Annotated in this window: 39 protein-coding genes; 38 read left to right on the top strand and 1 reads right to left on the bottom strand. The window is 42.5% G+C overall.

What is annotated here, in order from left to right; translation table 11 throughout:
* Position 1 precedes the first annotated feature (1 nt).
* From rplC to BF9343_RS19270, 31 genes are all read left to right on the top strand, one after another.
* Positions 2 to 619 carry a 50S ribosomal protein L3 gene (rplC, locus tag BF9343_RS19415; protein WP_005782189.1) on the top strand — a complete coding sequence of 206 codons (618 nt, stop codon included), beginning with the start codon at positions 2 to 4 and terminating at the stop codon, positions 617 to 619.
* A complete protein-coding gene (gene rplD / locus BF9343_RS19410; protein WP_005782191.1) occupies positions 619 to 1,245 on the top strand; it encodes a 50S ribosomal protein L4 in 627 nt (208 codons plus the stop codon). Before rplC ends, rplD begins: the two co-directional genes overlap by 1 nt.
* 16 nt (positions 1,246 to 1,261) lie before the next feature.
* Positions 1,262 to 1,552: a 50S ribosomal protein L23 gene (gene rplW, locus BF9343_RS19405; protein ID WP_005791542.1), complete on the top strand. Its 291-nt coding sequence runs from the start codon at positions 1,262 to 1,264 to the stop codon at positions 1,550 to 1,552.
* Positions 1,553 to 1,557: 5 nt separating this feature from the next.
* Positions 1,558 to 2,382: a 50S ribosomal protein L2 gene (gene rplB, locus BF9343_RS19400; protein WP_005791545.1), complete on the top strand. Its 825-nt coding sequence runs from the start codon at positions 1,558 to 1,560 to the stop codon at positions 2,380 to 2,382.
* A gap of 20 nt (positions 2,383 to 2,402) precedes the next feature.
* Complete coding sequence (rpsS, locus tag BF9343_RS19395; protein ID WP_005782197.1) at positions 2,403 to 2,672, top strand: 30S ribosomal protein S19; 270 nt, start codon at positions 2,403 to 2,405, stop codon at positions 2,670 to 2,672.
* 35 nt (positions 2,673 to 2,707) lie between these two features.
* Positions 2,708 to 3,118, top strand: coding sequence for a 50S ribosomal protein L22 (rplV, locus tag BF9343_RS19390; RefSeq protein WP_004291236.1), 411 nt, complete (start codon positions 2,708 to 2,710; stop codon positions 3,116 to 3,118).
* 5 nt (positions 3,119 to 3,123) lie between these two features.
* Complete coding sequence (rpsC, locus tag BF9343_RS19385) at positions 3,124 to 3,858, top strand: 30S ribosomal protein S3 (protein ID WP_005782201.1); 735 nt, start codon at positions 3,124 to 3,126, stop codon at positions 3,856 to 3,858.
* 23 nt (positions 3,859 to 3,881) lie between these two features.
* Positions 3,882 to 4,316, top strand: a complete 435-nt coding sequence (gene rplP, locus BF9343_RS19380) for a 50S ribosomal protein L16 (RefSeq protein WP_005791549.1) — start codon at positions 3,882 to 3,884, stop codon at positions 4,314 to 4,316.
* A 5-nt stretch (positions 4,317 to 4,321) separates the two neighbouring features.
* Positions 4,322 to 4,519, top strand: coding sequence for a 50S ribosomal protein L29 (rpmC, locus tag BF9343_RS19375; protein ID WP_005782204.1), 198 nt, complete (start codon positions 4,322 to 4,324; stop codon positions 4,517 to 4,519).
* Positions 4,516 to 4,785, top strand: a complete 270-nt coding sequence (gene rpsQ, locus BF9343_RS19370; RefSeq protein WP_008770213.1) for a 30S ribosomal protein S17 — start codon at positions 4,516 to 4,518, stop codon at positions 4,783 to 4,785. Before rpmC ends, rpsQ begins: the two co-directional genes overlap by 4 nt.
* A gap of 2 nt (positions 4,786 to 4,787) precedes the next feature.
* Positions 4,788 to 5,153, top strand: a complete 366-nt coding sequence (rplN, locus tag BF9343_RS19365) for a 50S ribosomal protein L14 (protein ID WP_004296340.1) — start codon at positions 4,788 to 4,790, stop codon at positions 5,151 to 5,153.
* Between the two features lie 20 nt (positions 5,154 to 5,173).
* Positions 5,174 to 5,494 carry a 50S ribosomal protein L24 gene (rplX, locus tag BF9343_RS19360; RefSeq protein WP_005791554.1) on the top strand — a complete coding sequence of 107 codons (321 nt, stop codon included), beginning with the start codon at positions 5,174 to 5,176 and terminating at the stop codon, positions 5,492 to 5,494.
* The gene (gene rplE / locus BF9343_RS19355; RefSeq protein WP_005791556.1) at positions 5,494 to 6,051 is read left to right on the top strand and encodes a 50S ribosomal protein L5; all 558 of its coding nucleotides are present in this window, start codon (positions 5,494 to 5,496) and stop codon (positions 6,049 to 6,051) included. The genes rplX and rplE overlap by 1 nt, the downstream gene beginning before the upstream one ends.
* Before the next feature lie 6 nt (positions 6,052 to 6,057).
* The gene (rpsN, locus tag BF9343_RS19350; RefSeq protein WP_005791558.1) at positions 6,058 to 6,357 is read left to right on the top strand and encodes a 30S ribosomal protein S14; all 300 of its coding nucleotides are present in this window, start codon (positions 6,058 to 6,060) and stop codon (positions 6,355 to 6,357) included.
* Positions 6,358 to 6,411: 54 nt separating this feature from the next.
* Positions 6,412 to 6,807 carry a 30S ribosomal protein S8 gene (gene rpsH / locus BF9343_RS19345; protein WP_005782213.1) on the top strand — a complete coding sequence of 132 codons (396 nt, stop codon included), beginning with the start codon at positions 6,412 to 6,414 and terminating at the stop codon, positions 6,805 to 6,807.
* A gap of 15 nt (positions 6,808 to 6,822) precedes the next feature.
* The gene (gene rplF / locus BF9343_RS19340) at positions 6,823 to 7,392 is read left to right on the top strand and encodes a 50S ribosomal protein L6 (RefSeq protein WP_005791561.1); all 570 of its coding nucleotides are present in this window, start codon (positions 6,823 to 6,825) and stop codon (positions 7,390 to 7,392) included.
* Between the two features lie 21 nt (positions 7,393 to 7,413).
* Positions 7,414 to 7,758: a 50S ribosomal protein L18 gene (gene rplR / locus BF9343_RS19335; protein ID WP_005791562.1), complete on the top strand. Its 345-nt coding sequence runs from the start codon at positions 7,414 to 7,416 to the stop codon at positions 7,756 to 7,758.
* Between the two features lie 5 nt (positions 7,759 to 7,763).
* Positions 7,764 to 8,282 (top strand): 30S ribosomal protein S5, encoded by a 519-nt coding sequence (gene rpsE / locus BF9343_RS19330; RefSeq protein ID WP_005791564.1) that lies wholly within the window; start codon positions 7,764 to 7,766, stop codon positions 8,280 to 8,282.
* Between the two features lie 10 nt (positions 8,283 to 8,292).
* On the top strand, positions 8,293 to 8,469 hold the full coding sequence (gene rpmD / locus BF9343_RS19325; protein WP_004296332.1) for a 50S ribosomal protein L30: 177 nt from the start codon (positions 8,293 to 8,295) through the stop codon (positions 8,467 to 8,469).
* A gap of 30 nt (positions 8,470 to 8,499) precedes the next feature.
* On the top strand, positions 8,500 to 8,946 hold the full coding sequence (gene rplO, locus BF9343_RS19320) for a 50S ribosomal protein L15 (RefSeq protein WP_005804135.1): 447 nt from the start codon (positions 8,500 to 8,502) through the stop codon (positions 8,944 to 8,946).
* Between the two features lie 4 nt (positions 8,947 to 8,950).
* A complete protein-coding gene (gene secY, locus BF9343_RS19315) occupies positions 8,951 to 10,297 on the top strand; it encodes a preprotein translocase subunit SecY (protein ID WP_005782223.1) in 1,347 nt (448 codons plus the stop codon).
* Positions 10,298 to 10,311: 14 nt separating this feature from the next.
* Entirely contained in the window at positions 10,312 to 11,109 is a 798-nt protein-coding gene (gene map / locus BF9343_RS19310; protein WP_005791569.1) for a type I methionyl aminopeptidase, read from the top strand.
* A 3-nt stretch (positions 11,110 to 11,112) separates the two neighbouring features.
* Positions 11,113 to 11,331 carry a translation initiation factor IF-1 gene (gene infA / locus BF9343_RS19305; RefSeq protein WP_002558052.1) on the top strand — a complete coding sequence of 73 codons (219 nt, stop codon included), beginning with the start codon at positions 11,113 to 11,115 and terminating at the stop codon, positions 11,329 to 11,331.
* Between the two features lie 8 nt (positions 11,332 to 11,339).
* Complete coding sequence (gene ykgO, locus BF9343_RS23290) at positions 11,340 to 11,456, top strand: type B 50S ribosomal protein L36 (protein WP_002558051.1); 117 nt, start codon at positions 11,340 to 11,342, stop codon at positions 11,454 to 11,456.
* A 33-nt stretch (positions 11,457 to 11,489) separates the two neighbouring features.
* Positions 11,490 to 11,870 (top strand): 30S ribosomal protein S13, encoded by a 381-nt coding sequence (rpsM, locus tag BF9343_RS19300; protein WP_002558050.1) that lies wholly within the window; start codon positions 11,490 to 11,492, stop codon positions 11,868 to 11,870.
* Between the two features lie 11 nt (positions 11,871 to 11,881).
* Positions 11,882 to 12,271, top strand: coding sequence for a 30S ribosomal protein S11 (gene rpsK, locus BF9343_RS19295; protein WP_004296327.1), 390 nt, complete (start codon positions 11,882 to 11,884; stop codon positions 12,269 to 12,271).
* Positions 12,272 to 12,390: 119 nt separating this feature from the next.
* Positions 12,391 to 12,996 carry a 30S ribosomal protein S4 gene (rpsD, locus tag BF9343_RS19290; RefSeq protein ID WP_005791575.1) on the top strand — a complete coding sequence of 202 codons (606 nt, stop codon included), beginning with the start codon at positions 12,391 to 12,393 and terminating at the stop codon, positions 12,994 to 12,996.
* Positions 12,997 to 13,007: 11 nt separating this feature from the next.
* Positions 13,008 to 14,000, top strand: coding sequence for a DNA-directed RNA polymerase subunit alpha (locus BF9343_RS19285; RefSeq protein WP_005782229.1), 993 nt, complete (start codon positions 13,008 to 13,010; stop codon positions 13,998 to 14,000).
* A 3-nt stretch (positions 14,001 to 14,003) separates the two neighbouring features.
* A complete protein-coding gene (gene rplQ, locus BF9343_RS19280) occupies positions 14,004 to 14,489 on the top strand; it encodes a 50S ribosomal protein L17 (RefSeq protein ID WP_005791577.1) in 486 nt (161 codons plus the stop codon).
* A 138-nt stretch (positions 14,490 to 14,627) separates the two neighbouring features.
* Complete coding sequence (locus BF9343_RS19275) at positions 14,628 to 15,035, top strand: hypothetical protein (RefSeq protein ID WP_010993667.1); 408 nt, start codon at positions 14,628 to 14,630, stop codon at positions 15,033 to 15,035.
* 108 nt (positions 15,036 to 15,143) lie between these two features.
* Positions 15,144 to 15,683 carry a hypothetical protein gene (locus BF9343_RS19270; RefSeq protein ID WP_005791581.1) on the top strand — a complete coding sequence of 180 codons (540 nt, stop codon included), beginning with the start codon at positions 15,144 to 15,146 and terminating at the stop codon, positions 15,681 to 15,683.
* Positions 15,684 to 15,714: 31 nt separating this feature from the next.
* Here BF9343_RS19270 and BF9343_RS19265 read toward each other — a convergent pair whose 3' ends face one another.
* Positions 15,715 to 17,529, bottom strand: a complete 1,815-nt coding sequence (locus BF9343_RS19265; RefSeq protein ID WP_005814370.1) for a MutS-related protein — start codon at positions 17,527 to 17,529, stop codon at positions 15,715 to 15,717.
* A 558-nt stretch (positions 17,530 to 18,087) separates the two neighbouring features.
* Between BF9343_RS19265 and BF9343_RS19255 the strand changes: the two genes are divergently transcribed.
* The 7 genes from BF9343_RS19255 (at position 18,088) to BF9343_RS19225 (ending at position 26,247) form a co-directional block, all read left to right on the top strand.
* Positions 18,088 to 18,720 (top strand): DUF6563 family protein, encoded by a 633-nt coding sequence (locus BF9343_RS19255; RefSeq protein WP_005791585.1) that lies wholly within the window; start codon positions 18,088 to 18,090, stop codon positions 18,718 to 18,720.
* A 198-nt stretch (positions 18,721 to 18,918) separates the two neighbouring features.
* The gene (locus tag BF9343_RS19250) at positions 18,919 to 20,904 is read left to right on the top strand and encodes a urocanate hydratase (RefSeq protein ID WP_005791587.1); all 1,986 of its coding nucleotides are present in this window, start codon (positions 18,919 to 18,921) and stop codon (positions 20,902 to 20,904) included.
* 68 nt (positions 20,905 to 20,972) lie between these two features.
* Complete coding sequence (gene ftcD / locus BF9343_RS19245; protein WP_010993666.1) at positions 20,973 to 21,875, top strand: glutamate formimidoyltransferase; 903 nt, start codon at positions 20,973 to 20,975, stop codon at positions 21,873 to 21,875.
* Positions 21,876 to 21,881: 6 nt separating this feature from the next.
* Positions 21,882 to 23,135: an imidazolonepropionase gene (gene hutI / locus BF9343_RS19240; protein ID WP_005797648.1), complete on the top strand. Its 1,254-nt coding sequence runs from the start codon at positions 21,882 to 21,884 to the stop codon at positions 23,133 to 23,135.
* A gap of 34 nt (positions 23,136 to 23,169) precedes the next feature.
* Entirely contained in the window at positions 23,170 to 23,799 is a 630-nt protein-coding gene (locus BF9343_RS19235; protein WP_005791594.1) for a cyclodeaminase/cyclohydrolase family protein, read from the top strand.
* A complete protein-coding gene (hutH, locus tag BF9343_RS19230) occupies positions 23,796 to 25,292 on the top strand; it encodes a histidine ammonia-lyase (RefSeq protein ID WP_005797649.1) in 1,497 nt (498 codons plus the stop codon). The genes BF9343_RS19235 and hutH overlap by 4 nt, the downstream gene beginning before the upstream one ends.
* Positions 25,293 to 25,602: 310 nt before the next feature.
* Complete coding sequence (locus tag BF9343_RS19225; RefSeq protein WP_008661364.1) at positions 25,603 to 26,247, top strand: TetR/AcrR family transcriptional regulator; 645 nt, start codon at positions 25,603 to 25,605, stop codon at positions 26,245 to 26,247.
* The last annotated feature ends 6 nt before the right edge of the window (positions 26,248 to 26,253 follow it).

Below are 26,253 nucleotides of genomic sequence, written 5' to 3'. Positions count from 1 at the left end.
AATGCCAGGATTATTAGGAAAAAAAATCGGAATGACATCCGTTTTCAGTGCCGATGGTAAGAATGTACCATGCACTGTTATCGAAGCAGGTCCTTGTGTTGTTACTCAGGTAAAGACCGTAGAGAAAGATGGCTATGCAGCCGTTCAGTTGGGTTTCCAGGACAAAAAGGAAAAACATACAACTAAACCGTTGATGGGTCACTTCAAAAAGGCTGGAGTAACACCGAAGAGACACTTGGCCGAGTTCAAGGAATTTGAAAACGAGTTAAATCTGGGTGATACTGTTACAGTAGAACTGTTCGACGGCGCAGACTATGTAGACGTTGTTGGTACTTCTAAAGGTAAAGGCTTCCAGGGTGTAGTTAAAAGACATGGCTTTGGTGGTGTAGGTCAATCTACTCACGGTCAGCACAACCGTGCCCGTAAACCGGGTTCTATCGGTGCTTGTTCGTATCCTGCAAAAGTGTTCAAAGGAATGCGCATGGGCGGACAAATGGGTGGCGACAGAGTTACTGTTCAAAACTTACAGGTATTAAAAGTAATCGCGGAACACAATCTTCTTTTGATCAAGGGTTCTGTACCGGGTTGCAAAGGTTCAATCGTATTAATTGAAAAATAATGGAAGTTAACGTATATAACATTAAAGGTGAAGACACTGGAAGAAAGGTTACGTTAAACGAATCTATCTTCGGAATTGAGCCCAATGACCACGCTATCTATCTGGACGTAAAGCAATTTATGGCTAACCAGCGTCAGGGTACTCACAAGTCAAAAGAGAGAAGCGAAATCAGCGGATCTACTCGTAAAATCGGTCGTCAGAAAGGTGGCGGCGGTGCTCGTCGTGGTGACATGAATTCACCGGTACTCGTAGGTGGTGGACGTGTATTTGGTCCTAAACCAAGAGACTACTACTTCAAGCTGAATAAAAAAGTTAAGACATTGGCTCGTAAGTCAGCTTTGTCGTATAAAGCTCAGGACAACGCAATCGTAGTGGTAGAAGACTTCAACTTTGAGGCTCCGAAGACTAAGGTTTTCGTTGAAATGACAAAAAATCTTAAAGTTTCTGACAAAAAACTGCTTGTAGTTTTACCAGAAGCAAATAAAAATGTATATTTGTCAGCTCGTAACATCGAAGGTGCTAACGTTCAGACTATCTCAGGATTAAATACTTACAGAGTATTGAATGCTGGGGTTGTTGTGCTTACTGAAAGCTCTTTGAAGGCTATTGACAATATCTTAATCTAAAAAGGAGGCTTAAATAATGGGAATTATTATTAAACCGTTGGTGACAGAGAAAATGACTGCAATAACTGATAAGCTGAATCGTTTCGGCTTTATTGTACGTCCTGAAGCTAATAAACTGGAAATTAAGAGTGAAGTTGAAGCCCTTTATAATGTTACGGTAGTTGATGTGAATACTGTGAAGTATGCTGGCAAAAATAAGAGCCGTTATACAAAAGCAGGTATCATCAATGGTCGTACGAACGCTTTTAAGAAAGCCATCGTGACATTGAAAGAAGGAGATACTATTGATTTTTATAGCAATATTTAATAAAAATGGCAGTACGTAAATTTAAGCCCACAACACCGGGGCAAAGACATAAGATTATTGGTACTTTCGAGGAAATTACTGCATCAGTACCAGAAAAGTCGCTTGTATATGGTAAAAAATCATCTGGCGGTCGTAACAACGAAGGTAAGATGACAATGCGCTACTTAGGTGGCGGTCATAGAAAAGTGATCAGAATTGTCGATTTCAAGAGAAATAAAGACGGTGTTCCGGCAGTTGTAAAAACGATCGAATACGATCCGAACCGTTCGGCTCGTATCGCATTGTTATTTTATGCTGATGGTGAAAAAAGATATATTATTGCTCCCAATGGATTGCAAGTTGGTGCGACTTTGATGTCGGGAGAGAACGCTGCGCCTGAGATTGGTAATGCGCTTCCGCTTCAGAATATCCCGGTCGGTACAGTAATTCACAACATTGAATTGCGTCCGGGTCAGGGTGCTGCTCTGGTTAGATCAGCAGGTAACTTCGCTCAGCTGACTTCAAGAGAAGGTAAGTATTGTGTAATCAAATTGCCTTCAGGTGAAGTAAGACAAATACTTAGCACTTGTAAAGCTACTATCGGTAGTGTTGGTAACTCAGATCATGGATTGGAAAGCTCAGGTAAGGCAGGTCGCTCTCGTTGGCAGGGCCGTCGTCCTCGCAACCGTGGTGTTGTTATGAACCCGGTTGATCACCCGATGGGTGGTGGTGAAGGACGTGCTTCCGGAGGTCACCCAAGATCTCGTAAGGGATTGTACGCTAAGGGACTTAAGACTAGAGCTCCGAAGAAACAATCGTCTAAGTACATTATTGAGAGAAGAAAAAAGTAATCTGATTAATTGAGTAAACTATGAGTCGTTCATTAAAAAAAGGTCCATATATTAACGTAAAACTCGAAAAGAAAGTGCTTGCTATGAATGAATCAGGCAAGAAAGTTGTCGTTAAGACTTGGTCCAGAGCTTCAATGATTTCGCCTGATTTTGTAGGCCATACAGTTGCAGTTCACAACGGAAATAAATTTATTCCTGTATATGTTACCGAAAATATGGTAGGTCACAAGTTGGGTGAATTCGCTCCAACTCGTACATTCAGAGGACACGCTGGTAACAAGAAAAAATAACAGGATTTATCTGAAATAATAAAGTAATAAATATAATGGGAGCAAGAAAAAAAATATCGGCTGAAAAGAGAAAAGAAGCCCTTAAAACCATGTATTTTGCTAAATTGCAAAATGTTCCTACTTCTCCTCGTAAGATGCGTCTCGTGGCTGACATGATTCGTGGGATGGAAGTGAACAGAGCACTTGGCGTTTTGAAGTTTTCTTCAAAAGAAGCAGCTGCAAGAGTGGAAAAATTGTTGCGCTCTGCAATTGCTAACTGGGAGCAGAAAAACGAACGTAAAGCTGAAAGTGGCGAATTATTCGTAACGAAGATTTTTGTTGATGGTGGTGCTACACTCAAAAGAATGAGACCGGCTCCGCAGGGAAGAGGATACAGAATTCGCAAACGTTCAAATCACGTAACATTGTTCGTTGGTTCTAAAAGTAATAACGAAGATCAAAATTAAGGTAGATGGGACAAAAAGTTAATCCAATAAGCAACCGTTTAGGAATTATCAGAGGATGGGATTCTAACTGGTATGGTGGAAATGATTACGGTGACTCTTTGCTGGAAGATAGCAAGATCCGTAAATATCTTAATGCAAGACTTGCGAAAGCAAGTGTATCAAGAATCGTAATTGAACGTACGCTGAAGCTCGTTACTATTACTGTTTGCACTGCTCGTCCGGGTATTATTATCGGTAAAGGTGGCCAGGAAGTTGATAAGTTGAAGGAAGAGTTGAAAAAGGTTACCGACAAAGATATTCAAATCAATATCTTTGAAGTGAAAAGACCGGAACTGGATGCTGTGATTGTTGCTAACAACATCGCTCGTCAGGTAGAAGGTAAAATTGCCTATCGCCGTGCCATTAAAATGGCTATCGCAAATACAATGCGTATGGGTGCGGAAGGTATCAAAATTCAGATTTCAGGACGTTTGAATGGAGCTGAAATGGCCCGTTCTGAAATGTATAAGGAAGGAAGAACTCCGTTGCACACTTTCAGAGCAGACATCGACTATTGCCATGCAGAAGCATTGACAAAAGTGGGTCTTCTCGGTATTAAAGTTTGGATCTGTAGAGGTGAAGTTTTTGGTAAGAGAGAATTAGCTCCCAACTTTACACAAAGCAAAGAGAGTGGTCGTGGAAACAATGGTGGAAACAACGGCGGCGGAAAGAACTTCAAAAGAAAGAAAAATAATCGCTAAACGAATTTGAATTTTAGGAAACTATGTTACAACCGAAAAAGACAAAATTCAGAAGACAACAAAAGGGCCGCGCTAAAGGTAATGCACAGAGAGGCAACCAGCTCGCTTTTGGATCTTTTGGTATTAAGGCTTTAGAAACTAAATGGATCACAGGCCGACAGATTGAAGCTGCTCGTATTGCAGTGACAAGATATATGCAACGTCAGGGACAGATTTGGATTCGTATTTTCCCGGATAAACCGATTACTAGAAAACCTGCTGATGTACGTATGGGTAAAGGTAAGGGTAGCCCCGAAGGATTCGTGGCTCCGGTTACACCAGGTAGAATTATTATTGAAGCTGAAGGAGTATCTTACGAGATCGCGAAAGAAGCTTTGCGTTTGGCAGCTCAGAAACTTCCGATTACTACGAAGTTTGTCGTGAGACGTGATTATGATATTCAAAATCAAAATGCGTAAGGTTTATGAAAATTGCAGAAATTAAAGAAATGTCTACTAATGATTTGGTAGAAAGAGTAGAAGCAGAAGTGGTTAATTACAACCAAATGGTTATCAATCATTCTATTTCTCCTTTGGAAAATCCTGCGCAGATCAAACAATTACGCAGGACGATTGCGCGTATGAGAACAGAGTTACGCCAAAGAGAACTTAACAATAAATGATCAGCTTGATGGAAGCAAGAAATTTAAGAAAAGAAAGAACAGGGGTTGTGCTGAGCAATAAGATGGAAAAAACCATTACCGTTGCTGCTAAGTTCAAGGAAAAACACCCTATATATGGTAAGTTCGTTAGCAAAACGAAGAAGTACCATGCTCACGATGAAAAGAATGAATGCAATGTAGGTGATACTGTACGCATCATGGAAACTCGTCCTTTGAGCAAGACTAAAAGATGGAGATTAGTAGAAATAATTGAAAGAGCTAAGTAATTATGATACAAGTAGAATCCAGACTTACAGTATGTGACAACAGTGGAGCTAAAGAAGCCCTGTGTATCCGTGTTTTGGGTGGTACAGGTCGTCGTTACGCTTCAGTGGGGGATGTTATTGTCGTTTCTGTAAAGAGCGTCATCCCTTCAAGTGATGTTAAAAAGGGTGCAGTGTCAAAAGCTTTGATCGTACGTACTAAGAAAGAGATCCGTCGTCCCGATGGTTCTTATATACGTTTTGATGATAATGCTTGCGTGTTGTTGAATAATGCAGGTGAAATTAGAGGTAGTCGTATTTTCGGTCCTGTAGCAAGAGAACTTCGTGCTACAAACATGAAAGTTGTGTCACTTGCGCCTGAGGTACTTTAATTTTGTAAAAGATTTAAGTAATGAGTAAATTACATATTAAAAAAGGCGATACAGTTTACGTAAATGCTGGTGAAGACAAAGGTAAAACTGGTCGTGTATTGAAGGTTCTTGTTAAAGAAGGACGTGCAATAGTTGAAGGTATCAATATGGTATCTAAAAGCACAAAACCAAATGCAAAGAACCCGCAGGGTGGTATAGTTAAGCAGGAAGCTCCTATCCACATTTCAAACTTGAATCCGGTTGATCCAAAAACTGGTAAAGCAACGCGTGTTGGTAGAAAAGTAAGTTCTGAGGGAACTTTAGTGCGTTATTCTAAAAAATCAGGAGAGGAGATTAAGTAATGAGTAATACTGCAAGCCTTAAGAAAGAATATGCAGAGCGCATTGCTCCTGCATTGAAGTCACAATTCCAGTATTCTTCTACAATGCAGATACCCGTACTTAAGAAGATTGTTATCAATCAGGGTTTAGGTATGGCTGTTGCTGATAAGAAGATTATCGAAGTGGCAATCAACGAAATGACAGCTATCACTGGTCAGAAGGCCGTAGCTACTATTTCGCGTAAAGATATCGCTAACTTTAAGTTGCGTAAGAAAATGCCGATCGGAGTTATGGTAACTCTGCGTCGTGAAAGAATGTACGAATTCCTGGAAAAATTGGTTCGTGTGGCTTTGCCGCGTATCCGTGACTTCAAAGGTATTGAAACTAAGTTCGATGGTAAGGGTAACTATACCCTTGGTATTCAGGAACAAATCATTTTCCCTGAAATTAATATCGATAGTATTACCAGAATTCTCGGAATGAATATTACCTTTGTAACCTCTGCGCAAACAGATGAAGAAGGTTATGCCTTATTGAAAGAATTCGGTTTACCGTTTAAAAACGCTAAAAAAGACTGATAAATTATGGCAAAGGAATCAATGAAAGCACGCGAAATAAAGCGTGCTAAATTAGTAGCCAAATATGCCGAAAAGAGAGCTGCCTTGAAGCAGATTGTGAGAACCGGAGATCCTGCTGAAGCTTTTGAAGCTGCACAGAAATTACAGGAGCTTCCTAAGAATTCTAATCCGATTCGTATGCACAATCGCTGTAAATTGACTGGTCGTCCTAAAGGATACATCCGTCAGTTCGGTGTTTCAAGAATCCAGTTCCGTGAGATGGCATCTAATGGGCTGATCCCAGGTGTTAAGAAAGCAAGCTGGTAAATATATTGTTTAAATATTGTCAGGGTAGTCCTGATTAATTTAATTATTTTTTATATGACTGATCCAATAGCAGATTATTTGACGAGGTTAAGGAACGCAATTAATGCAAAGCACAGAGTTGTAGAAGTTCCTGCTTCAAATTTGAAAAAAGAAATCACTAAGATTCTTTTTGAAAAAGGCTACATCCTTAATTATAAGTTTGTAGAAGATGGTCCTCAAGGAACTATTAAAGTTGCCTTGAAGTATGATTCTGTTAACAAAGTTAACGCAATCAAAAAACTTGAAAGAATATCTTCTCCGGGTATGCGTCAGTACACTGGTTACAAAGATATGCCGCGTGTTATTAATGGTTTGGGTATTGCTATAATATCTACTTCCAAAGGTGTAATGACAAACAAAGAAGCTGCTGAACTGAAAATCGGTGGTGAAGTATTGTGTTATGTATATTAATAGGAGGATAAAGCAATGTCAAGAATAGGAAAATTACCCATTAGTATTCCCGCTGGAGTAACAGTTACTCTGAAAGATGATGTGGTTACCGTAAAAGGACCCAAAGGTGAACTTAGCCAGTATGTGAACCCGGCTATCAATGTTGCTATTGAAGATGGACACATCACTTTAACTGAAAACGAAAATGCAATGCTGGATAATCCCAAGCAGAAACATGCATTTCACGGTTTGTATCGTTCGTTAGTACACAACATGGTTGTTGGTGTTTCTGAAGGATATAAGAAAGAATTGGAGCTTGTTGGTGTTGGTTACCGTGCTTCTAATCAAGGAAATATCATTGAATTAGCATTAGGATATACACACAATATCTTTATACAGTTGCCTCCTGAAGTCAAAGTAGAGACAAAATCAGAAAGAAATAAGAATCCTCTTATTCTTTTAGAGTCTTGTGACAAACAATTGCTTGGTCAAGTTTGCTCTAAGATACGTTCTTTCCGTAAGCCCGAACCGTATAAAGGTAAAGGTATTAAGTTTGTTGGCGAGGAAATTCGCAGAAAGTCTGGTAAATCAGCCGGTGCTAAGTAATTTACGTAAATTTGTATTATTATGACAACAAAAATAGAAAGACGAATTAAGATCAAATATAGAGTACGCAATAAAGTGTCAGGTACTGCTGCACGTCCGCGTATGAGTGTATTTAGAAGTAACAAGCAAATCTATGTCCAGATTATCGACGATTTGTCTGGTAAGACATTGGCTGCTGCCTCTTCACTGGGTATGACTGAGAAGTTGCCTAAGAAAGAAGTTGCTGCTAAAGTGGGTGAGATTATTGCGAAAAAAGCTCAGGAAGCAGGTATTACGACTGTTGTTTTCGACCGTAATGGTTACTTGTATCATGGGAGAGTAAAAGAAGTAGCTGATGCTGCTCGTAACGGTGGACTTAAATTTTAATCATTATGGCAGGAGTTAATAATAGAGTTAAGATTACTAACGATATAGAACTGAAAGACAGATTAGTTGCTATTAATCGTGTTACTAAAGTAACCAAAGGTGGTAGAACTTTTAGTTTCTCTGCAATTGTAGTTGTAGGTAACGAAGAAGGTATTATCGGTTGGGGACTTGGTAAAGCTGGTGAAGTAACAGCAGCTATCGCTAAAGGTGTTGAATCGGCTAAGAAAAATCTGACAAGAGTGCCTGTACTGAAAGGTACTGTTCCTCACGAACAGTCAGCTAAGTTTGGTGGTGCTGAAGTATTCATCAAACCTGCTTCTCACGGTACTGGTGTTGTAGCCGGTGGTGCTATGCGTGCCGTATTGGAAAGTGTTGGTGTAACTGACGTTTTGGCTAAATCAAAAGGATCTTCAAATCCGCATAACCTTGTAAAAGCCACTATCATGGCTTTAGGCGAGATGCGTGATGCAAGAATGATTGCTCAGAACAGAGGAATTAGTGTTGAAAAAGTATTTAGAGGATAAGGAGGGAGATATGTCAACTATAAAGATCAAACAAGTTAAAAGTAGAATTGGTGCTCCGGCTGATCAGAAAAGAACTCTTGATGCACTGGGACTTCGCAAATTGAACCGTGTGGTTGAACACGAAAGCACTCCTTCAATTCTTGGAATGGTAGATAAGGTTAAACACTTGGTTGCCATTGTTAAGTAATTATTTGTTGAATATAAAACGAATTACAATATGAACTTAAGTAATTTAAAACCTGCAGAAGGCTCTACTAAAACAAGAAAAAGAATCGGACGTGGTCCGGGTTCTGGCTTAGGAGGTACTTCTACAAGAGGTCATAAAGGTGCTAAATCAAGATCTGGATACTCTAAGAAAATCGGTTTTGAAGGTGGTCAGATGCCTCTTCAACGTCGAGTACCTAAATTTGGTTTTAAGAACATCAATAGAATTGAATATAAAGCTATTAACTTAGAAACAATCCAGAAATTAGCTGAAGCTAAGAAGTTGGAAAAAGTAGGTGTTAATGACTTTATTGAAGCTGGATTCATTTCTTCAAGCCAGTTGGTTAAAGTATTAGGTAACGGAACTTTGACTGCTAAGTTGAGTGTAGAAGCTCATGCATTCTCTAAGAGTGCAGTTGCTGCTATCGAGGCTGCTGGTGGAAATGTAGTAAAACTCTGATTCAATGAGAAAAGCTATTGAAACATTAAAGAATATATGGAAAATTGAGGATCTGAGACAACGGATCCTCATTACCATATTGTTTGTGGCGATTTACCGTTTCGGTTCGTACGTCGTGCTTCCTGGAATCAACCCGGGTATGCTGACACAATTGCATCAACAAACAAGCGAGGGCCTTTTAGCCTTGTTAAACATGTTCTCAGGAGGAGCATTTTCTAATGCATCTATTTTCGCATTAGGAATTATGCCTTATATCTCTGCATCAATCGTTATCCAGTTGCTGGGAATCGCTGTGCCGTATTTTCAGAAACTTCAGCGAGAGGGAGAAAGTGGCAGAAGAAAGATGAATCAATATACTCGTTATTTGACGATTGCTATTTTGTTGGTTCAGGCCCCTTCTTATTTGCTCAATCTTAAAATGCAGGCTGGACCTTCCTTAAATGCTTCATTAGATTGGACTCTGTTCATGGTTACTTCTACCATTATTTTGGCAGCTGGAAGTATGTTTATCCTGTGGCTTGGTGAAAGAATCACAGATAAAGGTATTGGTAATGGTATTTCATTTATTATCTTGATTGGTATTATCGCTCGTCTTCCTCAGTCATTATTCCAGGAGTTGATTTCCCGTATGACCGACAAGACTGGTGGTTTGATCATGTTCTTATTTGAAATAGTATTCCTGCTGATCGTAATTGCCGGAGCTATTCTTTTGGTACAAGGTACAAGAAAAATTCCTGTACAGTATGCAAAGAGAATCGTTGGTAATAAACAGTATGGCGGTGCAAGACAGTACATTCCTTTGAAAGTGAATGCTGCCGGTGTAATGCCTATCATTTTCGCCCAGGCAATTATGTTTATTCCGATCACTTTCATTGGTTTTTCTAACACTAACAATGTGAGTGGTTTCGTTCATGCATTTACTGACCATACGAGTTTCTGGTATAATTTTGTTTTTGCAGTAATGATTATCTTATTTACGTACTTCTATACTGCGATTACCATTAACCCGACTCAAATGGCCGAGGATATGAAGAGAAATAATGGTTTCATTCCGGGAATTAAGCCAGGTAAGAAAACTGCTGAGTATATCGATGATATCATGTCACGTATTACTTTGCCGGGTTCTTTCTTTTTGGCTTTCATTGCTATCATGCCCGCATTTGCCGGTATCTTTGGTGTGAAGGCTGAGTTTGCTCAATTCTTCGGTGGTACGTCTCTGTTAATTCTTGTAGGTGTTGTTTTGGATACACTGCAACAAGTCGAAAGTCATTTGTTGATGAGACATTATGATGGTTTGTTGAAGTCTGGTCGTATCAAAGGACGCACCGGTAGTAGTGTAGCTGCATATTAATTCTTTGAGTAGAAATGATATTTCTTAAAACTGAAGATGAAATAGAGCTGCTCCGTCAGAGTAACTTACTTGTTGGTAGAACGTTGGCTGAAGTTGCCAAGCTTGTGAAACCGGGAGTTACCACTAAAGAGCTGGATAAGGTAGCGGAAGAGTTTATCAGAGATCATGGTGCTGTTCCTACCTTTAAAGGTTTTCCCAATCAATATGGAGATCCGTTTCCTGCTTCTTTATGCACATCGGTTAATGAACAGGTAGTGCATGGCATTCCGGGAGATATCGTGTTGAAAGACGGTGATATTGTATCGGTCGACTGTGGTACCTACATGAATGGTTTCTGTGGTGATTCAGCTTATACCTTTTGCGTTGGTGAAGTGGACGAAGAAGTTCGTCAGTTGTTGAAGGTAACTAAAGAGGCGTTGTATATTGGCATTCAAAATGCTGTGCAGGGAAAAAGAATCGGTGATATCGGATATGCTATTCAGCAATATTGTGAGTCCCATTCTTATGGTGTTGTGCGTGAATTTGTCGGTCATGGTATTGGTAAAGACATGCACGAAGACCCTCAGGTACCGAATTATGGTAAAAGAGGATACGGAACACTTTTAAAGAAAGGTCTTTGCATTGCGATTGAACCGATGATTACGCAAGGTGACCGACAAGTTATTATGGAACGTGACGGATGGACAGTGAGAACCAGAGATCGGAAATGTGCCGCACACTTTGAACATACCATTGCGGTAGGTGCAGGCGAGGCTGATATTCTGTCATCATTTAAATTCATAGAAGAAGTTTTAGGAGATAAAGCGATATAATATATGGCAAAGCAATCTGCAATAGAACAAGATGGAGTTATAGTTGAAGCATTGTCTAATGCAATGTTTCGTGTTGAATTAGAAAACGGACATGAGATTACTGCTCATATTTCTGGTAAGATGAGAATGCATTACATTAAAATCCTACCGGGTGATAAAGTCAGAGTCGAAATGTCTCCTTACGACTTATCGAAAGGAAGAATTGTATTTAGATATAAATAAAATAAGATATGAAAGTAAGAGCATCATTAAAGAAACGTACGCCAGAATGTAAGATCGTTAGACGTAATGGCCGTTTGTATGTTATTAACAAGAAAAATCCTAAGTATAAACAACGTCAAGGATAATTTATTATTTTTGCAAAAAAAATAATTTAGTATATGGCTATAAGAATAGTTGGTGTAGATTTACCTCAAAATAAGAGAGGTGAGATTGCGTTGACCTATGTATATGGAATAGGTCGTAGTAGTTCAGCAAAAATTTTAGATAAAGCTGGTGTAGACAAAGATCTGAAGGTGAAAGACTGGACAGATGATCAGGCTGCAAAGATTCGTGAGATCATCGGTGCAGAGTATAAGGTTGAAGGTGATCTTCGTTCTGAAGTACAATTGAACATTAAGCGATTAATGGATATTGGTTGCTACCGTGGTGTACGTCACCGTATTGGTCTGCCTGTAAGAGGTCAGAGCACTAAGAACAATGCGCGTACTCGTAAGGGTAGAAAGAAAACCGTTGCAAATAAGAAAAAAGCTACTAAATAATAATTGTTGATATGGCAAAAAAAACAGTCGCAGCTAAGAAGAGAAATGTTAAGGTAGATGCTAATGGACAATTGCATGTTCATTCATCTTTCAACAATATTATTGTTTCTCTTGCAAATAGTGAAGGGCAGATTATCTCTTGGTCGTCTGCAGGAAAGATGGGATTTAGAGGTTCTAAAAAGAATACTCCTTATGCAGCTCAGATGGCTGCCCAGGATTGTGCTAAAATTGCATTCGATCTTGGCCTGAGAAAGGTAAAAGCATATGTTAAAGGTCCGGGTAACGGTCGTGAATCTGCTATTAGAACGATTCATGGTGCCGGTATTGAAGTTACAGAAATCATTGACGTAACTCCGCTTCCGCATAACGGTTGTCGTCCTCCGAAAAGACGTAGAGTTTAAGATTTACCTTTAATAAAAATGATACTTGATTTTGTTTTTGGATTGCATTAATTTCTTCTCTGTAATCGCGGCTGCAACAAATTGAGTTCATGAATAAACAATTAAATATTTAAAAAGAAATGGCTAGATATACTGGACCAAAATCAAGAATAGCCCGTAAATTCGGTGAAGGTATCTTTGGAGCTGATAAAGTTTTGTCGAAGAAAAACTATCCTCCCGGACAGCACGGAAATTCAAGAAAAAGAAAAACTTCTGAATATGGTATTCAGCTTCGTGAGAAACAGAAAGCTAAATATACTTATGGAGTATTAGAAAAACAATTCCGCAACTTGTTCGAAAAGGCAGCTACAGCTAAAGGTATTACCGGTGAGGTACTTCTCCAGATGCTTGAAGGTCGTCTTGACAACATCGTGTTCCGTTTGGGGATTGCTCCTACGCGTGCAGCAGCTCGTCAGTTGGTAGGCCACAAACACATTACAGTTGATGGACAGGTAGTAAACATTCCTTCATACGCAGTTAAACCGGGTCAGTTGATTGGCGTTCGTGAAAGATCTAAATCTTTGGAAGTAATTGCTAATTCTCTCGCTGGTTTCAATCACAGCAAATATGCTTGGTTGGAATGGGATGAAGCTTCAAAGGTGGGCAAATTGCTGCACATTCCTGAAAGAGCAGACATTCCTGAAAACATTAAAGAGCATTTGATTGTTGAATTGTATTCTAAATAATAATTAATTTCATGGCGATATTAGCATTTCAAAAACCTGATAAAGTATTAATGTTGGAAGCGGATGCCAAATTCGGTAAATTCGAATTTCGTCCCTTGGAACCCGGTTTTGGTATTACCGTTGGTAATGCTTTGCGCCGTATCCTCCTTTCTTCATTAGAAGGTTTTGCTATCACCACTATCCGTATAGAAGGTGTTGAGCACGAATTTTCTAGTGTTCCTGGAGTAAAAGAGGATGTTACCAACATTATCTTGAATCTGAAACAAGTGAGATTCAAGCAAGTAGTTGAAGAATTCGAGAGCGAAAAGGTGAGCATCACTATCGAGAATTCTAGTGAATTTAAAGCAGGTGACATAGGTAAGTATTTGACTGGATTTGAAGTGTTAAATCCGGAATTAGTTATTTGTCATTTAGATTCTAAAGCAACTATGCAGATTGACATTACAATTAACAAAGGTCGTGGATATGTCCCCGCTGACGAAAACCGCGAATATTGTACCGATGTTAATGTAATTCCAATCGATTCAATCTATACGCCGATACGTAATGTTAAGTATGCTGTAGAAAACTTCCGTGTAGAGCAGAAGACTGACTACGAGAAACTGGTACTTGAAATTACTACCGACGGTTCCATTCACCCGAAAGAAGCGCTGAAAGAAGCTGCTAAAATTCTGATTTATCACTTTATGTTATTCTCTGACGAAAAAATTACTCTTGAAAGTAATGACGTTGACGGTAATGAAGAGTTTGATGAAGAAGTACTGCATATGCGTCAGCTGTTGAAAACTAAACTTGTCGATATGGATCTGTCAGTACGTGCCCTCAATTGCTTGAAGGCTGCTGATGTTGAAACATTGGGCGATTTGGTACAGTTCAACAAAACTGACTTGCTGAAATTCAGAAACTTCGGAAAGAAATCGCTTACCGAGCTTGATGATTTGCTGGAAAGTCTGAATCTGTCGTTTGGAACCGATATTTCTAAATATAAATTAGATAAAGAATAAAAAATGAGACATAATAAGAAATTCAATCATTTAGGTCGTACTGCTTCTCACAGAAGTGCTATGTTATCTAACATGGCTTGTTCTTTGATCAAGCACAAAAGAATCACTACGACTGTAGCAAAGGCGAAAGCTCTGAAGAAATTCGTTGAGCCTTTGATCACAAAGTCTAAAGAAGACACTACAAACTCTCGTCGTGTTGTATTTAGCAACTTGCAGGATAAACTCGCTGTAACAGAATTGTTCAAGGAAATCTCTGTGAAGATTGCTGACCGTCCGGGTGGTTATACTCGTATCATCAAGACTGGAAACCGTCTGGGTGACAACGCTGAAATGTGCTTCATCGAACTCGTTGACTACAACGAAAACATGGCTAAAGAGAAAGTTGCTAAGAAAGCAACTCGTACTCGTCGTTCAAAGAAAACTACTGAAGCTGCTCCTGCTGCCGAAGTACCTGCAACTGAAGAACCGAAAGCTGAATCAGCAGAATAATTCAACTATTATTCTTATAGATATAAAAAAGGCTGCTCTGAAAAGAGTGGCCTTTTTTGTTGATTTTACTAAAGATACATTAAAAACATTTGAAGGTGAACAGTCGGACTGAATAATCTGTTATATTTGCAGGCAGATATGGCAAAGTTCATTAAAATTATATTGTTCATGTTGTTTGCTGTGGCACTTCATAGTGTAGCTAACGACTATTTCGCAGAAAAACAGGCGGAACAAGATATCTATATGGCTATGTCAACAATGAAAGGGGATACGCACGAAACACTCAGCAGTCCCCAGACACCCTATTTCCCTGATGCCGAATTGGCCGGGACCGGTATTCAGACGCATCAGATCGCAATGTCGCGCATACAGCGTATACAGGCGGCCGAATCTATTTTTTCTTTAAAAGCCCTTGCTCAAAGGTTGGCAGACCGTGATGCTGTTTTATCTCAGCATTGGGGGAAGCTTTATGAAACCACTACTTCTTATTGTTGTCATCCTGTAAGCGAATACTATGTTTTCGCTCTAAGGCGTATTATTGTATAGGAGTTTAACTTATTAGTTCTATTATTATTTTATGTTGCCGTGCCTGTTAGTTATAGGTGTGGTAGTATTTATCAGCTATTATTTACTAATAATTTAAACTTCAATATTATGACAACCCAAGCTATCGATGCAACAATTTTTGCATCTTCACACCCAGATATTGCAAAACGCACCAGTGTTTCCGGACTTATCTTCTCTTGCATTATGTTATTGGCAGGAGTGATTGCATTTGTTTCTACTTTTGAGATGGAAGACCGTTCATCGACTATCAGTATGGGACTTATGGTACTAGGCACTGCCTTGTTTTTGATTGGCGTTTTCCGGTTGTTCTGGAAATCCAAGGAGATTGTTTACTTGCCGACGGGCAGTGTTGCTAAAGAGCAAAGTATCTTTTTTGATTTGAAACATCTGGATGAATTGACAGACATGGTGAAGTCGGGTGATTTCTCTATGCAATCGACTGCCAAAGGTGGTACAAGTGGAAATCTGCGTTTAGATGTAATGCTGTCCGAAGACAGAAAGTTTGCCGCCGTACAATTGTTCCAATTTGTACCCTATACTTATAACCCGGTTACATCCGTACGTTATTTCACGAATGGTGAAGCAGCTTCTATTGCCGCTTTCCTGACTAAGACAAAAGGACACTGATTCTAATTCAAGCTTCAATACGAAATGGGGATTAGTCGTCGATGACGGCTATTCCCATTTTTTTCATCAGGAAGCAGGCATTCATATTCTGCGCAATTCCATCTCTGAGCTTGTAGGAGAAAGTCAGTTCGTTGTTAGTGATGTCCGCTTCGAAACAATAGTTGTGGATATCTTTGGGGAATAGATCGATAAGAGAGCCTAGCAGGAGATCGTGAGTGGCAATAATGCCGTTCGCCTGTAAAGCCATGAATTGTTTGATCAGTGCGAAGGAGCCCTTTTGTTTATCCATCGAATTCGTTCCTTTCAGAATTTCGTCGAGTATGATGAACAGTTCCTCGCCGGAGTTCAGTTTATCAATAATGAGTTTCAGTCGTTTCAGTTCTGCAAAGAAATACGATTCATTGTCTGCCAATGAGTCGGTCGTGCGCAGGCTGGTGACGAGTTGTGCCGGATATAGCTTCATCTTCTCTGCCCAGACAGGGGCTCCGATACATGCCAGCAGATAGCTTACTCCTATGGTACGTAGATAGGTGCTTTTCCCTGCCATATTCGCACCTGTTATGATGATGAAGAAAGGACGCTTTGCGATCCGGATATCATTGCGTACACATTTATTTCGATTCATCAATGGATGACCCAATGCTTCGGCCTCCACGCAAAATGGTTTGGATGCAATTTCGGGGAACACATATCCGGGATGATTATACGCAAAACAGGCCAGCGAACAGTAAGCATCTATTTCGCCAATGGCTTCAAGCCAATCCGGCAGGTGGGCTACATAGTTTTCCTTCCAGGCTTCTATCTTCATGACTTGCCGCAATTCCCAGAAAAATAGTCCGTTCAGGACAAATTGCATTAACATATTGTTTCGTTGGTCCAGTGCATTCATGAGTTCGGTGAGGCGTTTTACGGCTTGTGAAGCCGTTTGTTTTTCACCTCCCACCAATTCCTTGATTTCCTTTAATGCGCTGCATCGCATTTTTTTCTCCTCAATAATGTGAATGAGTCGTGCATAGGTTGTCAGTATCAGCATCTTTTTACCGTAAACAGACTGCATCCGGCTAATACCTTTTGAGAATGAAGAACTGAACAATCCTATACTTGCGAAGACGATTCCCCATGTGGTGAATGAGATGATTCCGGCTATGGCCAGCCCGATGCAGACAGCATTGGCGGTGGGGATAAGGATAGCCAAAGTTCGGAAATACCATTTCTTCCGATAATATTCCGGACTCGAAGCCCAGTTCCTGATTTCTTCTTCGTCAGCAGTTTTACCTTTATGCAGCAATCCGAGTACACGGAAATGCTGGCGCATTTCTAACTCCGGAGCCAGTTCCCGTACTGCTTCCTGTCGTTTCTCTATCTCCGCTTTGCTCTTCAGGTGCATATTCATCCATTCTGCCAGTCTTTTTTTACCGGGTTGCGTGGCAGTCCGGTTTATGTACTGAAAGAGTGAATGTTCTCCAAATACGTCCAGGTCATAAGTATAAAGATGTGATGGATTGATAAACTCCTCCCCATTATCGAAAGCTGACGTATCGTATGTAAGGGCTTGTAATTCCTGTCGGTTGATTTCTATCTTCTTTTCAAGGTAATCTTTCTGATGAAACAACCGGTTGTGCAGTTTCACCAATAATATGAAGGGGATGAAGGTGATAGCCGCGATACCGCCGATCACCAGCCTGCCCTCGTCCCAGAAATAAATGATACCTGCAATTCCTGCCGCGAAAAGTATCAGTCGGAGTGTACCGATACGGTAAATGTGTTGTTTTACCTTTGCCAGCTTCGATTCCGATTCGAGAATAATCCGTTGATAAGTGTCTATGATGAGATTTAGTTGTTCCATATTTCCTTGATTGTTTGACCCGCAAAAATAATATATTTAGCGTGAGTACGGCGCTCTCTTGGCATGAGCTTGTTTTTGTCAAGAGCAGATTTACTTATTATTAACGTTGGAGCCGGTTTCCGCTTTCCTTTCAGGTACATTTCCCGTCTCTTCCGGAGATTCTTCATATTCTTCTTGGTATATCTCCGGATATCCCGGTCTTTTCTTGCCGAAGCTGCCGGGTAGAGAGTTTGCAGAGCTGGGATCCGAGTGAAATAGAGCCGCTGTTTCGTTTCGGCAGAGCCTTGCTTTAGGGCAAACGGAGCCTGAACTCATCTTTAGCTCCGTCTGTTATGGGGAGGTTGGTAAAGTGATTCCATAAAAAAGGGAGCAATAGCCTCCCTTTTTCATTCCTAATATAAATTGAACGTACTTTATGATTCTGATAGTAAAGATACGACATTGGAGAGCAAAAGTCAAGTGTTTTCTCCTTTTTCTTAAACTTTTCTTCTGAAAACTTGCTCCGATTCGTTAAAAGGTGTACCTTTCCGCCATGAAAGTCTTTAATAGGATGCGTTTATGAAGAAATTGTGTTTCCTGCTGTTGATGAGTTGGGTAGTGATGGATGTTACTGCGCAGAATGTCGTATATTCCAATCTGAAAGGGCTGCTCGCTTGTGAAGGAGATACGGTTGCCTCGCTGAAAGTGGAGAAACGTACAAAGAATCATATTCTGATGACCGGTGGTGCCGACTATAAGATCAGTGCTGGTCCGGATGATTCCATGTGCAAATACCTGAAGTCCCGCTGTTATGCCGTGCAGGCGGACACTTCCCTTTATGTGAATTGCAAGAGATTACGCTATAAGAAGTTTCGTTTCGGAGGTTGGTATGCTCCCGCCCTGCGCATTGGAGACCATATTTATTTTAGTGCCATTCCTTTAGGTTCCGTAGCTGCCGGCAGCGATGCCACGATGGATGTGATGCTGGGTGGTCAATTCGGCGATGCGATTGCTGCTTCCGCTTTAATATCCAAACGGGTATATTATGAAATAGATCCTGAAACCAATAAGGTAGGATTTGTCGGAAAAGAGCGGATGGAAGAACTGCTTGGGGGGCATCCTGATTGGAAAGCCGCCTATCTGAATGAAAATAGCGAGTCTGCCAAAGTTACCGACAAATATCTGCGACTGCTGAAGGCGGAAGAGAAGTAGCGTTTCGATCAGCAGCAGGGACTGCTGTCTTGCCACTATACAACCCTAACAGGCGGCTACTCATTTGCTTCTTTTTATTATTCTAACCTTTTGATAATAAATCTGCTGAAATCTTGGTAGATTCCCACCTTTTTTCTATATTGCGAAGAGTTATCAAATTGTAGAGCTGACAGTTTGTAATCCTTAATTCCTCTTATTATGAAAATGACTCTCAGCAATCAGTTACCTGAATATCCGGTATTCGCCGAAGGTATTCGCCGGGCGCCCGACCGTGGATATACCCTTTCGCCGGCACAGACCGTCACGGCCTTAAAAAATGCATTGCGTTATATCCCTGTGGAACTGCACAGAAAACTGGCTCCTGAATTTCTGGAGGAGTTGCGGACCCGGGGACGAATCTATGGGTACCGTTTTCGTCCGGCAGGCGACCTCAAAGCCAAACCCGTCGACGAATATCAGGGGAACTGCATTGAAGGCAAGGCCTTTCAGGTGATGATCGACAATAATCTTTGTTTTGATATCGCTCTCTATCCTTATGAACTCGTCACTTATGGCGAGACCGGGCAGGTATGTCAGAACTGGATGCAATACCGGTTGATAAAACAATACCTCGAACTCCTGACGCGTGAACAGACGCTTGTTATCGAATCGGGACATCCGTTAGGGCTTTTCCATTCCCGTCCCGATGCCCCTCGGGTCATTATCACCAATTCAATGATGGTAGGCATGTTCGACAATCAGCATGACTGGCATGAGGCAGCCCAGATGGGAGTCGCCAACTATGGCCAGATGACAGCCGGCGGATGGATGTACATTGGTCCGCAGGGTATTGTGCATGGCACATTCAATACTCTGCTGAATGCCGGCCGGCTCAAGCTAGGCATCCCTCAAGATAAGAACTTGAGTGGACATTTGTTCGTTTCCTCCGGTTTGGGTGGTATGAGCGGTGCCCAACCCAAGGCGGCCGAAATAGCCGGTGCTGCTTCGATTATAGCCGAAGTGGACCGCTCGCGTATTGAAACTCGTTACAAGCAAGGGTGGGTGGAGCATGTCACGACTGATCTCCATACCGCTTTCCGGATGGCACTGAGCGCTGCTGAACGGCATGAATCCTGTTCGGTGGCCTATCATGGCAATGTAGTAGATCTGCTTGAATATGCCGTTCAGGAAGATATTCCTATTGAACTTTTATCCGATCAGACCTCCTGTCACGCTGTTTACGAAGGTGGGTATTGTCCTGCCGGAGTTACTTTCGAAGAACGTACCCGGTTGTTGCATGAATCTCCCGAAGCGTTTCGTCAGTTGGTAGACGAATCCCTCCATCGTCATTTTGCAGTGATCAAGAAACTTGTTTCCCGCGGAACTTATTTTTTCGATTACGGCAACTCGTTTATGAAAGCTGTCTATGATGCCGGAGTCAAAGAGATTTCACGAAACGGAACCGATGAAAAAGACGGCTTTATCTGGCCGAGTTATGTGGAAGATATTATGGGGCCGGAGCTTTTCGACTATGGTTACGGTCCATTCCGTTGGGTATGTCTCAGTGGTAACCCCGAAGATCTTGCCAGAACGGACCGTGCTGCGATGGAATGTATCGATGTGAAACGTCGCGGACAGGATCTGGACAATTATAACTGGATACGGGATGCCGGCAAGAACCGGTTGGTGGTGGGTACACAGGCCCGTATATTGTATCAGGATGCTGTCGGTCGTTTGAAGATAGCTCTCCGGTTTAACCAAATGGTGCGTGACGGAGAAGTCGGGCCTATTATGCTGGGACGCGATCATCACGATGTGAGTGGTACGGATTCACCCTTCCGTGAAACCTCTAATATCAAAGATGGCAGCAATGTAATGGCCGATATGGCCGTACAGTGTTTTGCCGGGAATTGTGCCCGGGGCATGAGCCTGGTAGCTTTGCACAACGGAGGCGGAGTTGGCATTGGCAAAGCTATCAACGGAGGTTTCGGTATGGTGTGTGACGGGAGCCTGAGAGTAGACGAAATCCTTCGTTCTTCTATGCTTTGGGATGTGATGGGGGGAGTGGCCCGCCGTTCGTGGGCCCGCAATGAACATGCGATGGAAACCAGCGAAGCGTTCAATCTGTCACATGGTGATGCCTACCACATCACGCTGCCTTATCTGGCAGATGAAGAGTTGATAAAGAGAATAGTTGCGGAATAATGAGAATAAAAATAAATCTTGATCTGTAAGAATCCGTGTAATCTGTGGTGCCCTTAAAACGATGTAGTATGAACTGGAATAAAATAGTAGAATGCGTCCCCAACTTCAGTGAAGGGCGGGATCTGGAAAAGATAGATCGTATTGTCGCTCCGTTCCGTGCCCGGTCTGGGGTGAAATTGCTCGATTATAGCAATGATGAAGATCACAACCGACTGGTAGTAACCCTTATCGGCGAGCCGGAAGCTCTGCGTGATGCTGTTATCGAGGCTATTGGAGTGGCTGTGGAATTGATAGATCTTAATCACCACCGGGGGCAGCATCCCCGCATGGGGGCCGTTGATGTAGTGCCCTTTATTCCCATTAAAAACGTGACGATGGACGAAGCCGTCTCTCTTTCCCGGGAGATAGGAGAGAAGGTAGCCGGGCTTTATCACCTTCCTGTCTTCCTTTATGAGAAATCGGCGACAGCCCCTCATCGTGAAAATCTGGCAGCTGTTCGCAAAGGAGAGTTCGAAGGGATGGCCGAGAAGATGAAACTGCCCGAATGGCATCCCGATTACGGTCCTGCCGGATGCCATCCTACAGCCGGGGTAGTCGCTATCGGTGCCCGTATGCCGCTGGTGGCTTATAATATCAATCTGAGTACTGATAATCTTGAAATTGCAACCAAGATAGCCAAAAATATCCGTCATATCAATGGTGGTTTGCGTTATGTCAAAGCGATGGGGGTAGAACTGAAGGAACGGAACATTACCCAGGTGTCTATCAACATTACCGACTATACCCGTACGGCACTTTATCGTGCTTTCGAGTTGGTGCGCATCGAAGCCCGTCGCTATGGAGTGACCATTCTCGGTAGCGAAATCGTAGGGCTCGTCCCGATGGAAGCACTGATCGATACTGCTTCCTACTACCTCGGTCTGGAGAATTTCTCCATGCGGCAAGTGCTTGAATCACGTATAATGGAATAGAGAATCATGAGTGAGAACTTAATTATATTCAATGCCAAAGTAGTGACTCCGCTCGGCTTTTCGGCTCGGAAAGGGAAAGAGATGGCGGAACTGCGAATTTTGGAGAAAGCGACAGTCGAAGTTGTAGATGGGATCATTACCTATGTCGGTCCCAACCGGGGTGAAGTGCGTGATGGATATTATCATCACTTCTGGCATTACAATGCTCGTGGGAAGTGTCTCTTGCCGGGTTTTGTCGATTCACATACCCATTTCGTATTTGGGGGAGAGCGGGCCGAAGAATTTTCGTGGCGCCTCAAAGGGGAGAGTTATATGTCTATCATGCAACGTGGCGGCGGTATAGCCAGTACAGTACAGGCTACCCGTGAACTCTCTTTCATTCATTTGCGCTCTAAGGCAGAAGGACTCCTCAAGAAGATGACAGCCATGGGAATTACGACCGTCGAAGGCAAGAGCGGATACGGTCTGAACCGCGAAACGGAATTGTTGCAACTCAAGGTGATGCGCAGCCTGAATAAAGATGAGGGTGTACGGGTGGATATTGTGCCTACTTTCCTGGGTGCACATGCGTTGCCTGACGAATATAAAGAGCGTCCTGATGATTATATTGACTTCCTGATCCGTGAGTTACTTCCGGTGATTCAGCGGGATTCACTGGCTGAATTTTGTGATGTGTTCTGCGAAGAAGGCGTTTTCTCCATCGAACAGTCACGTCGTTTGCTTACAGCTGCCGGAGATTATGGTCTCTTACCAAAACTTCATGCCGACGAGATTGTCCCTTTGGGAGGTGCCGAACTGGCTGCCGAATTGGGAGCTGTATCTGCCGACCATCTGCTTCATGCTTCCGATGCCGGTATCGAAGCCATGGCGCGTAAGGGAGTGGTTGCCACACTCCTCCCGCTCACAGCGTTTGCCTTGAAGGAGCCTTATGCACGGGGACGCGACATGATTGATGCCGGATGTGCCGTAGCCCTGGCTACCGACCTGAATCCGGGCAGTTGTTTCTCCGGTTCCATTCCACTGACGTTTGCCTTAGCCTGCATTCACATGCAGCTCACTGTAGAAGAAGCAATTACGGCCCTTACCCTGAATGGGGCGGCTGCACTCAACCGTGCCGACTCTATCGGCAGTATCGAAGTGGGTAAAAAAGGCGACTTCGTAGTGCTCGACTCCGATAATTACCATATTCTTCCCTATTATGTCGGGATGAATTGTGTAAATACGACTATCAAAGGCGGAATGCTTTATCCGTCTGTCTGAATTGAGATATAAACCCGATAATACTTGAAGAATTATGTTAGCAGAATTGACCGTAAAAGAATTTTTAGATAAAGTAGCCGGTAGTGATCCTGTACCCGGAGGCGGCAGTGTGGCTGCTCTTAACGGTGCGGTGGCCTCGGCGCTGACTGCAATGGTGGCCGGACTTACCATCGGGAAGAAAGGATACGAAGAACATGAAGAGTTGATGAAGCATATTTCCCGTCTGAGCATCCGGCAGCAGGAGCTTTTTGTTGAATACATTGACCGTGATTCCGAGGCATACGACCATGTTTTCGGTTGTTTCAAGTTACCCAAATCTACAGATGAAGAAAAGGCCGCTCGTAGTGCTGCTATCCAGGAGGCCACTCGTTTTGCGGCCCTCGTTCCGATGCAGGTGGCGCGCAATGCCTGTGAGCTGATGGAGATCATAGCTGATGTAGCGCGTTTAGGCAATCAGAATGCCATTACGGACGCATGTGTAGCCATGATGGCTGCCCGTTCGGCAGTATTGGGCGCTTTGCTGAACGTCCGCATCAATCTGGGTTCGCTCAAGGATAAAACCTTTGTTGACGAGCTGAAGCGGGAAGCCGACCATTTGGAACAATTGGCATGCATGCGTGAGAAAGAATTACTTGAAGTTGTCAACCAAGAACTGAACCAATGAACAATGTTTATTATGTAGGCTCCGGTGAACTGACTTTCAGTATCATCGAACGCATCATTAACGAAAACCTGAAACTTGAACTGGCTCCCGAAGCCGAACAGCGCATCCGGAAATGCCGTGATTATCTCGACCGGAAAATTGCGGCTTCCACCGAGCCGCTGTATGGCATCACTACCGGTTTCGGTTCGTTGTGCAGTAAAAACATATCGTCCGATGAACTCAACACCTTGCAAGAGAATCTTGTGAAAAGCCATGCGTGCAGTGTGGGTGAGGAGTTACGCCCGGTCATTATCAAGCTGATGCTGTTGCTTAAAGCCCATGCTCTTTCCCTGGGTCACAGCGGGGTACAGGTCATCACCGTACAGCGCATTCTCGACTTTTTCAATAACGACGTAATGCCTATTGTCTACGATCGCGGATCCTTGGGGGCTTCGGGTGATCTGGCGCCGTTGGCCAACCTCTTTTTGCCTTTGATTGGAGTTGGCGATGTTTATTATAAAGGTAAAAAGCGGGAAGCCATCAGTGTGCTCGACGAGTTTGGTTGGGAGCCTGTGAGATTGATGAGTAAGGAGGGACTTGCTTTGCTGAATGGTACCCAGTTCATGAGTGCCAACGGAGTTTTTGCATTGCTCAAAGCCCGGAGGCTTTCAAAGAAGGCAGATATGATTGCTGCCCTTTCACTTGAAGCGTTCGATGGGCGCATCGATCCTTTTATGGAGTGTATTCAGCAGATTCGTCCCCATCCTGGTCAGATTGAGACGGGAGAGATATTTCGTCGCCTGCTGCATGGAAGTGAGCTGATAGCCCGTACCAAAGAACATGTACAGGACCCTTACTCTTTTCGTTGTATTCCTCAGGTGCATGGGGCAACGAAAGATGCCATCCGGTACGTCTCTTCTGTTTTGTTGACTGAGATAAATTCAGTGACGGACAATCCGACCATTTTCCCGGATGAAGATCAGATCATATCCGGCGGCAACTTTCACGGACAACCGCTGGCCCTCTCTTTCGATTTTCTTGCCATCGCAATGGCCGAACTGGGCAACATTTCCGAGCGGCGTGTAGCCCAGTTAATTATGGGGTTGCGTGGTCTTCCAGAATTTTTGGTCGCCAATCCGGGACTTAATTCCGGTTTTATGATTCCTCAGTACGCTGCTGCCTCTATGGTCAGCCAGAATAAGATGTACTGCTATGCGGCCTCGAGTGATTCAATAGTCTCTTCCAACGGTCAGGAAGATCATGTTAGCATGGGAGCCAATGCCGCTACCAAACTTTTCCGGATCATGGATAATCTGGAGCACATCCTTGCCATCGAGTTGATGAATGCTGCGCAGGGAATTGAGTTTCGTCGTCCGGCAAAAACTTCTCCCATCCTTGAGCGCTATCTGGCTGCATATCGTAAAGAGGTTCCGTTTGTAAAGGATGATATCGTGATGTACAAAGAAATTCATAAAACGGTAGCTTTTCTCAATCGGACCAGATCCGAGTATTAGTAGAGTCTTCTTTGTCATTCCTCTCACTTCTTCATTCATCGAAGTATATCCGCTGTTTATCGATTTTTCTCTTCCGATGGGCGGGAATACCTTTATAAGGGTATTTCCTCGCCCTATCTTTGTATCCTCATTCTCTGTTAACACTTGTTTTGATATTTGTTTCGGAAGTTATAATATTTATCAAATATGTGTGCTTAAATCAGGAAACTGAATTAACTCGTCGAGTTTTCTGCTTATCTTTGTTCAGTTTTTCGTTTTTATTGGACGAAAACGCTGATAATCGATAGTCTAACAACAAAAGAACGGGTTAATGATTGAGAATGCGAAAGAGAACTCACAAAGAGTAGAATTGAAAGACAGAATTATTGAGACAGCTTCGGAGGCTTTTACTACACATGGTATCAAGAGTATAACGATGGACGACATAGCCGCGTCCTTGGGTATATCAAAACGTACACTTTACGAAGTGTTTCAGGATAAAGAGAGCTTGCTGACCCAGTGTATTTTAAAACGTCAGGAAGAGATGAATGCTTTTCTGGCAGAGACCTTGGCCAACTCAAAGAATGTTCTTGAAGTCATTCTTGTGTGTTATCAGCGGAGCATTGAGACATTCCATCGGACTAACAAGCGTTTTTTTGAAGATATAAAGAAGTATCCGAAAGTACACAGTCTGCTGAAGAACTATCGGGAGCGGGACTCGGACAGTACGATCGAATTTTTTAAGATGGGCATTAAACAGGGCATATTCAGGGATGATGTCAATTTTGCCATTGTCAACCTGCTGGTTCACGAACAGCTCGACTTATTGATGAATACGGATATTTGCAACAAATACTCCTTCCTTGAGGTTTACGAAGCGATTATGTTTACCTACATCCGGGGAATCTCGACAGAGAAAGGGGCAAAGGTATTGGAAGATTTTATAACGGAATATAGAAAACAAAGGATACACTAAGACAGG

The sequence above is a fragment of the Bacteroides fragilis NCTC 9343 genome (assembly GCF_000025985.1).
Classification (GTDB): domain Bacteria; phylum Bacteroidota; class Bacteroidia; order Bacteroidales; family Bacteroidaceae; genus Bacteroides; species Bacteroides fragilis.
The sequence above is the reverse complement of the archived record's forward strand: the minus strand, read 5'-3'. Positions and strand labels throughout refer to the sequence as shown.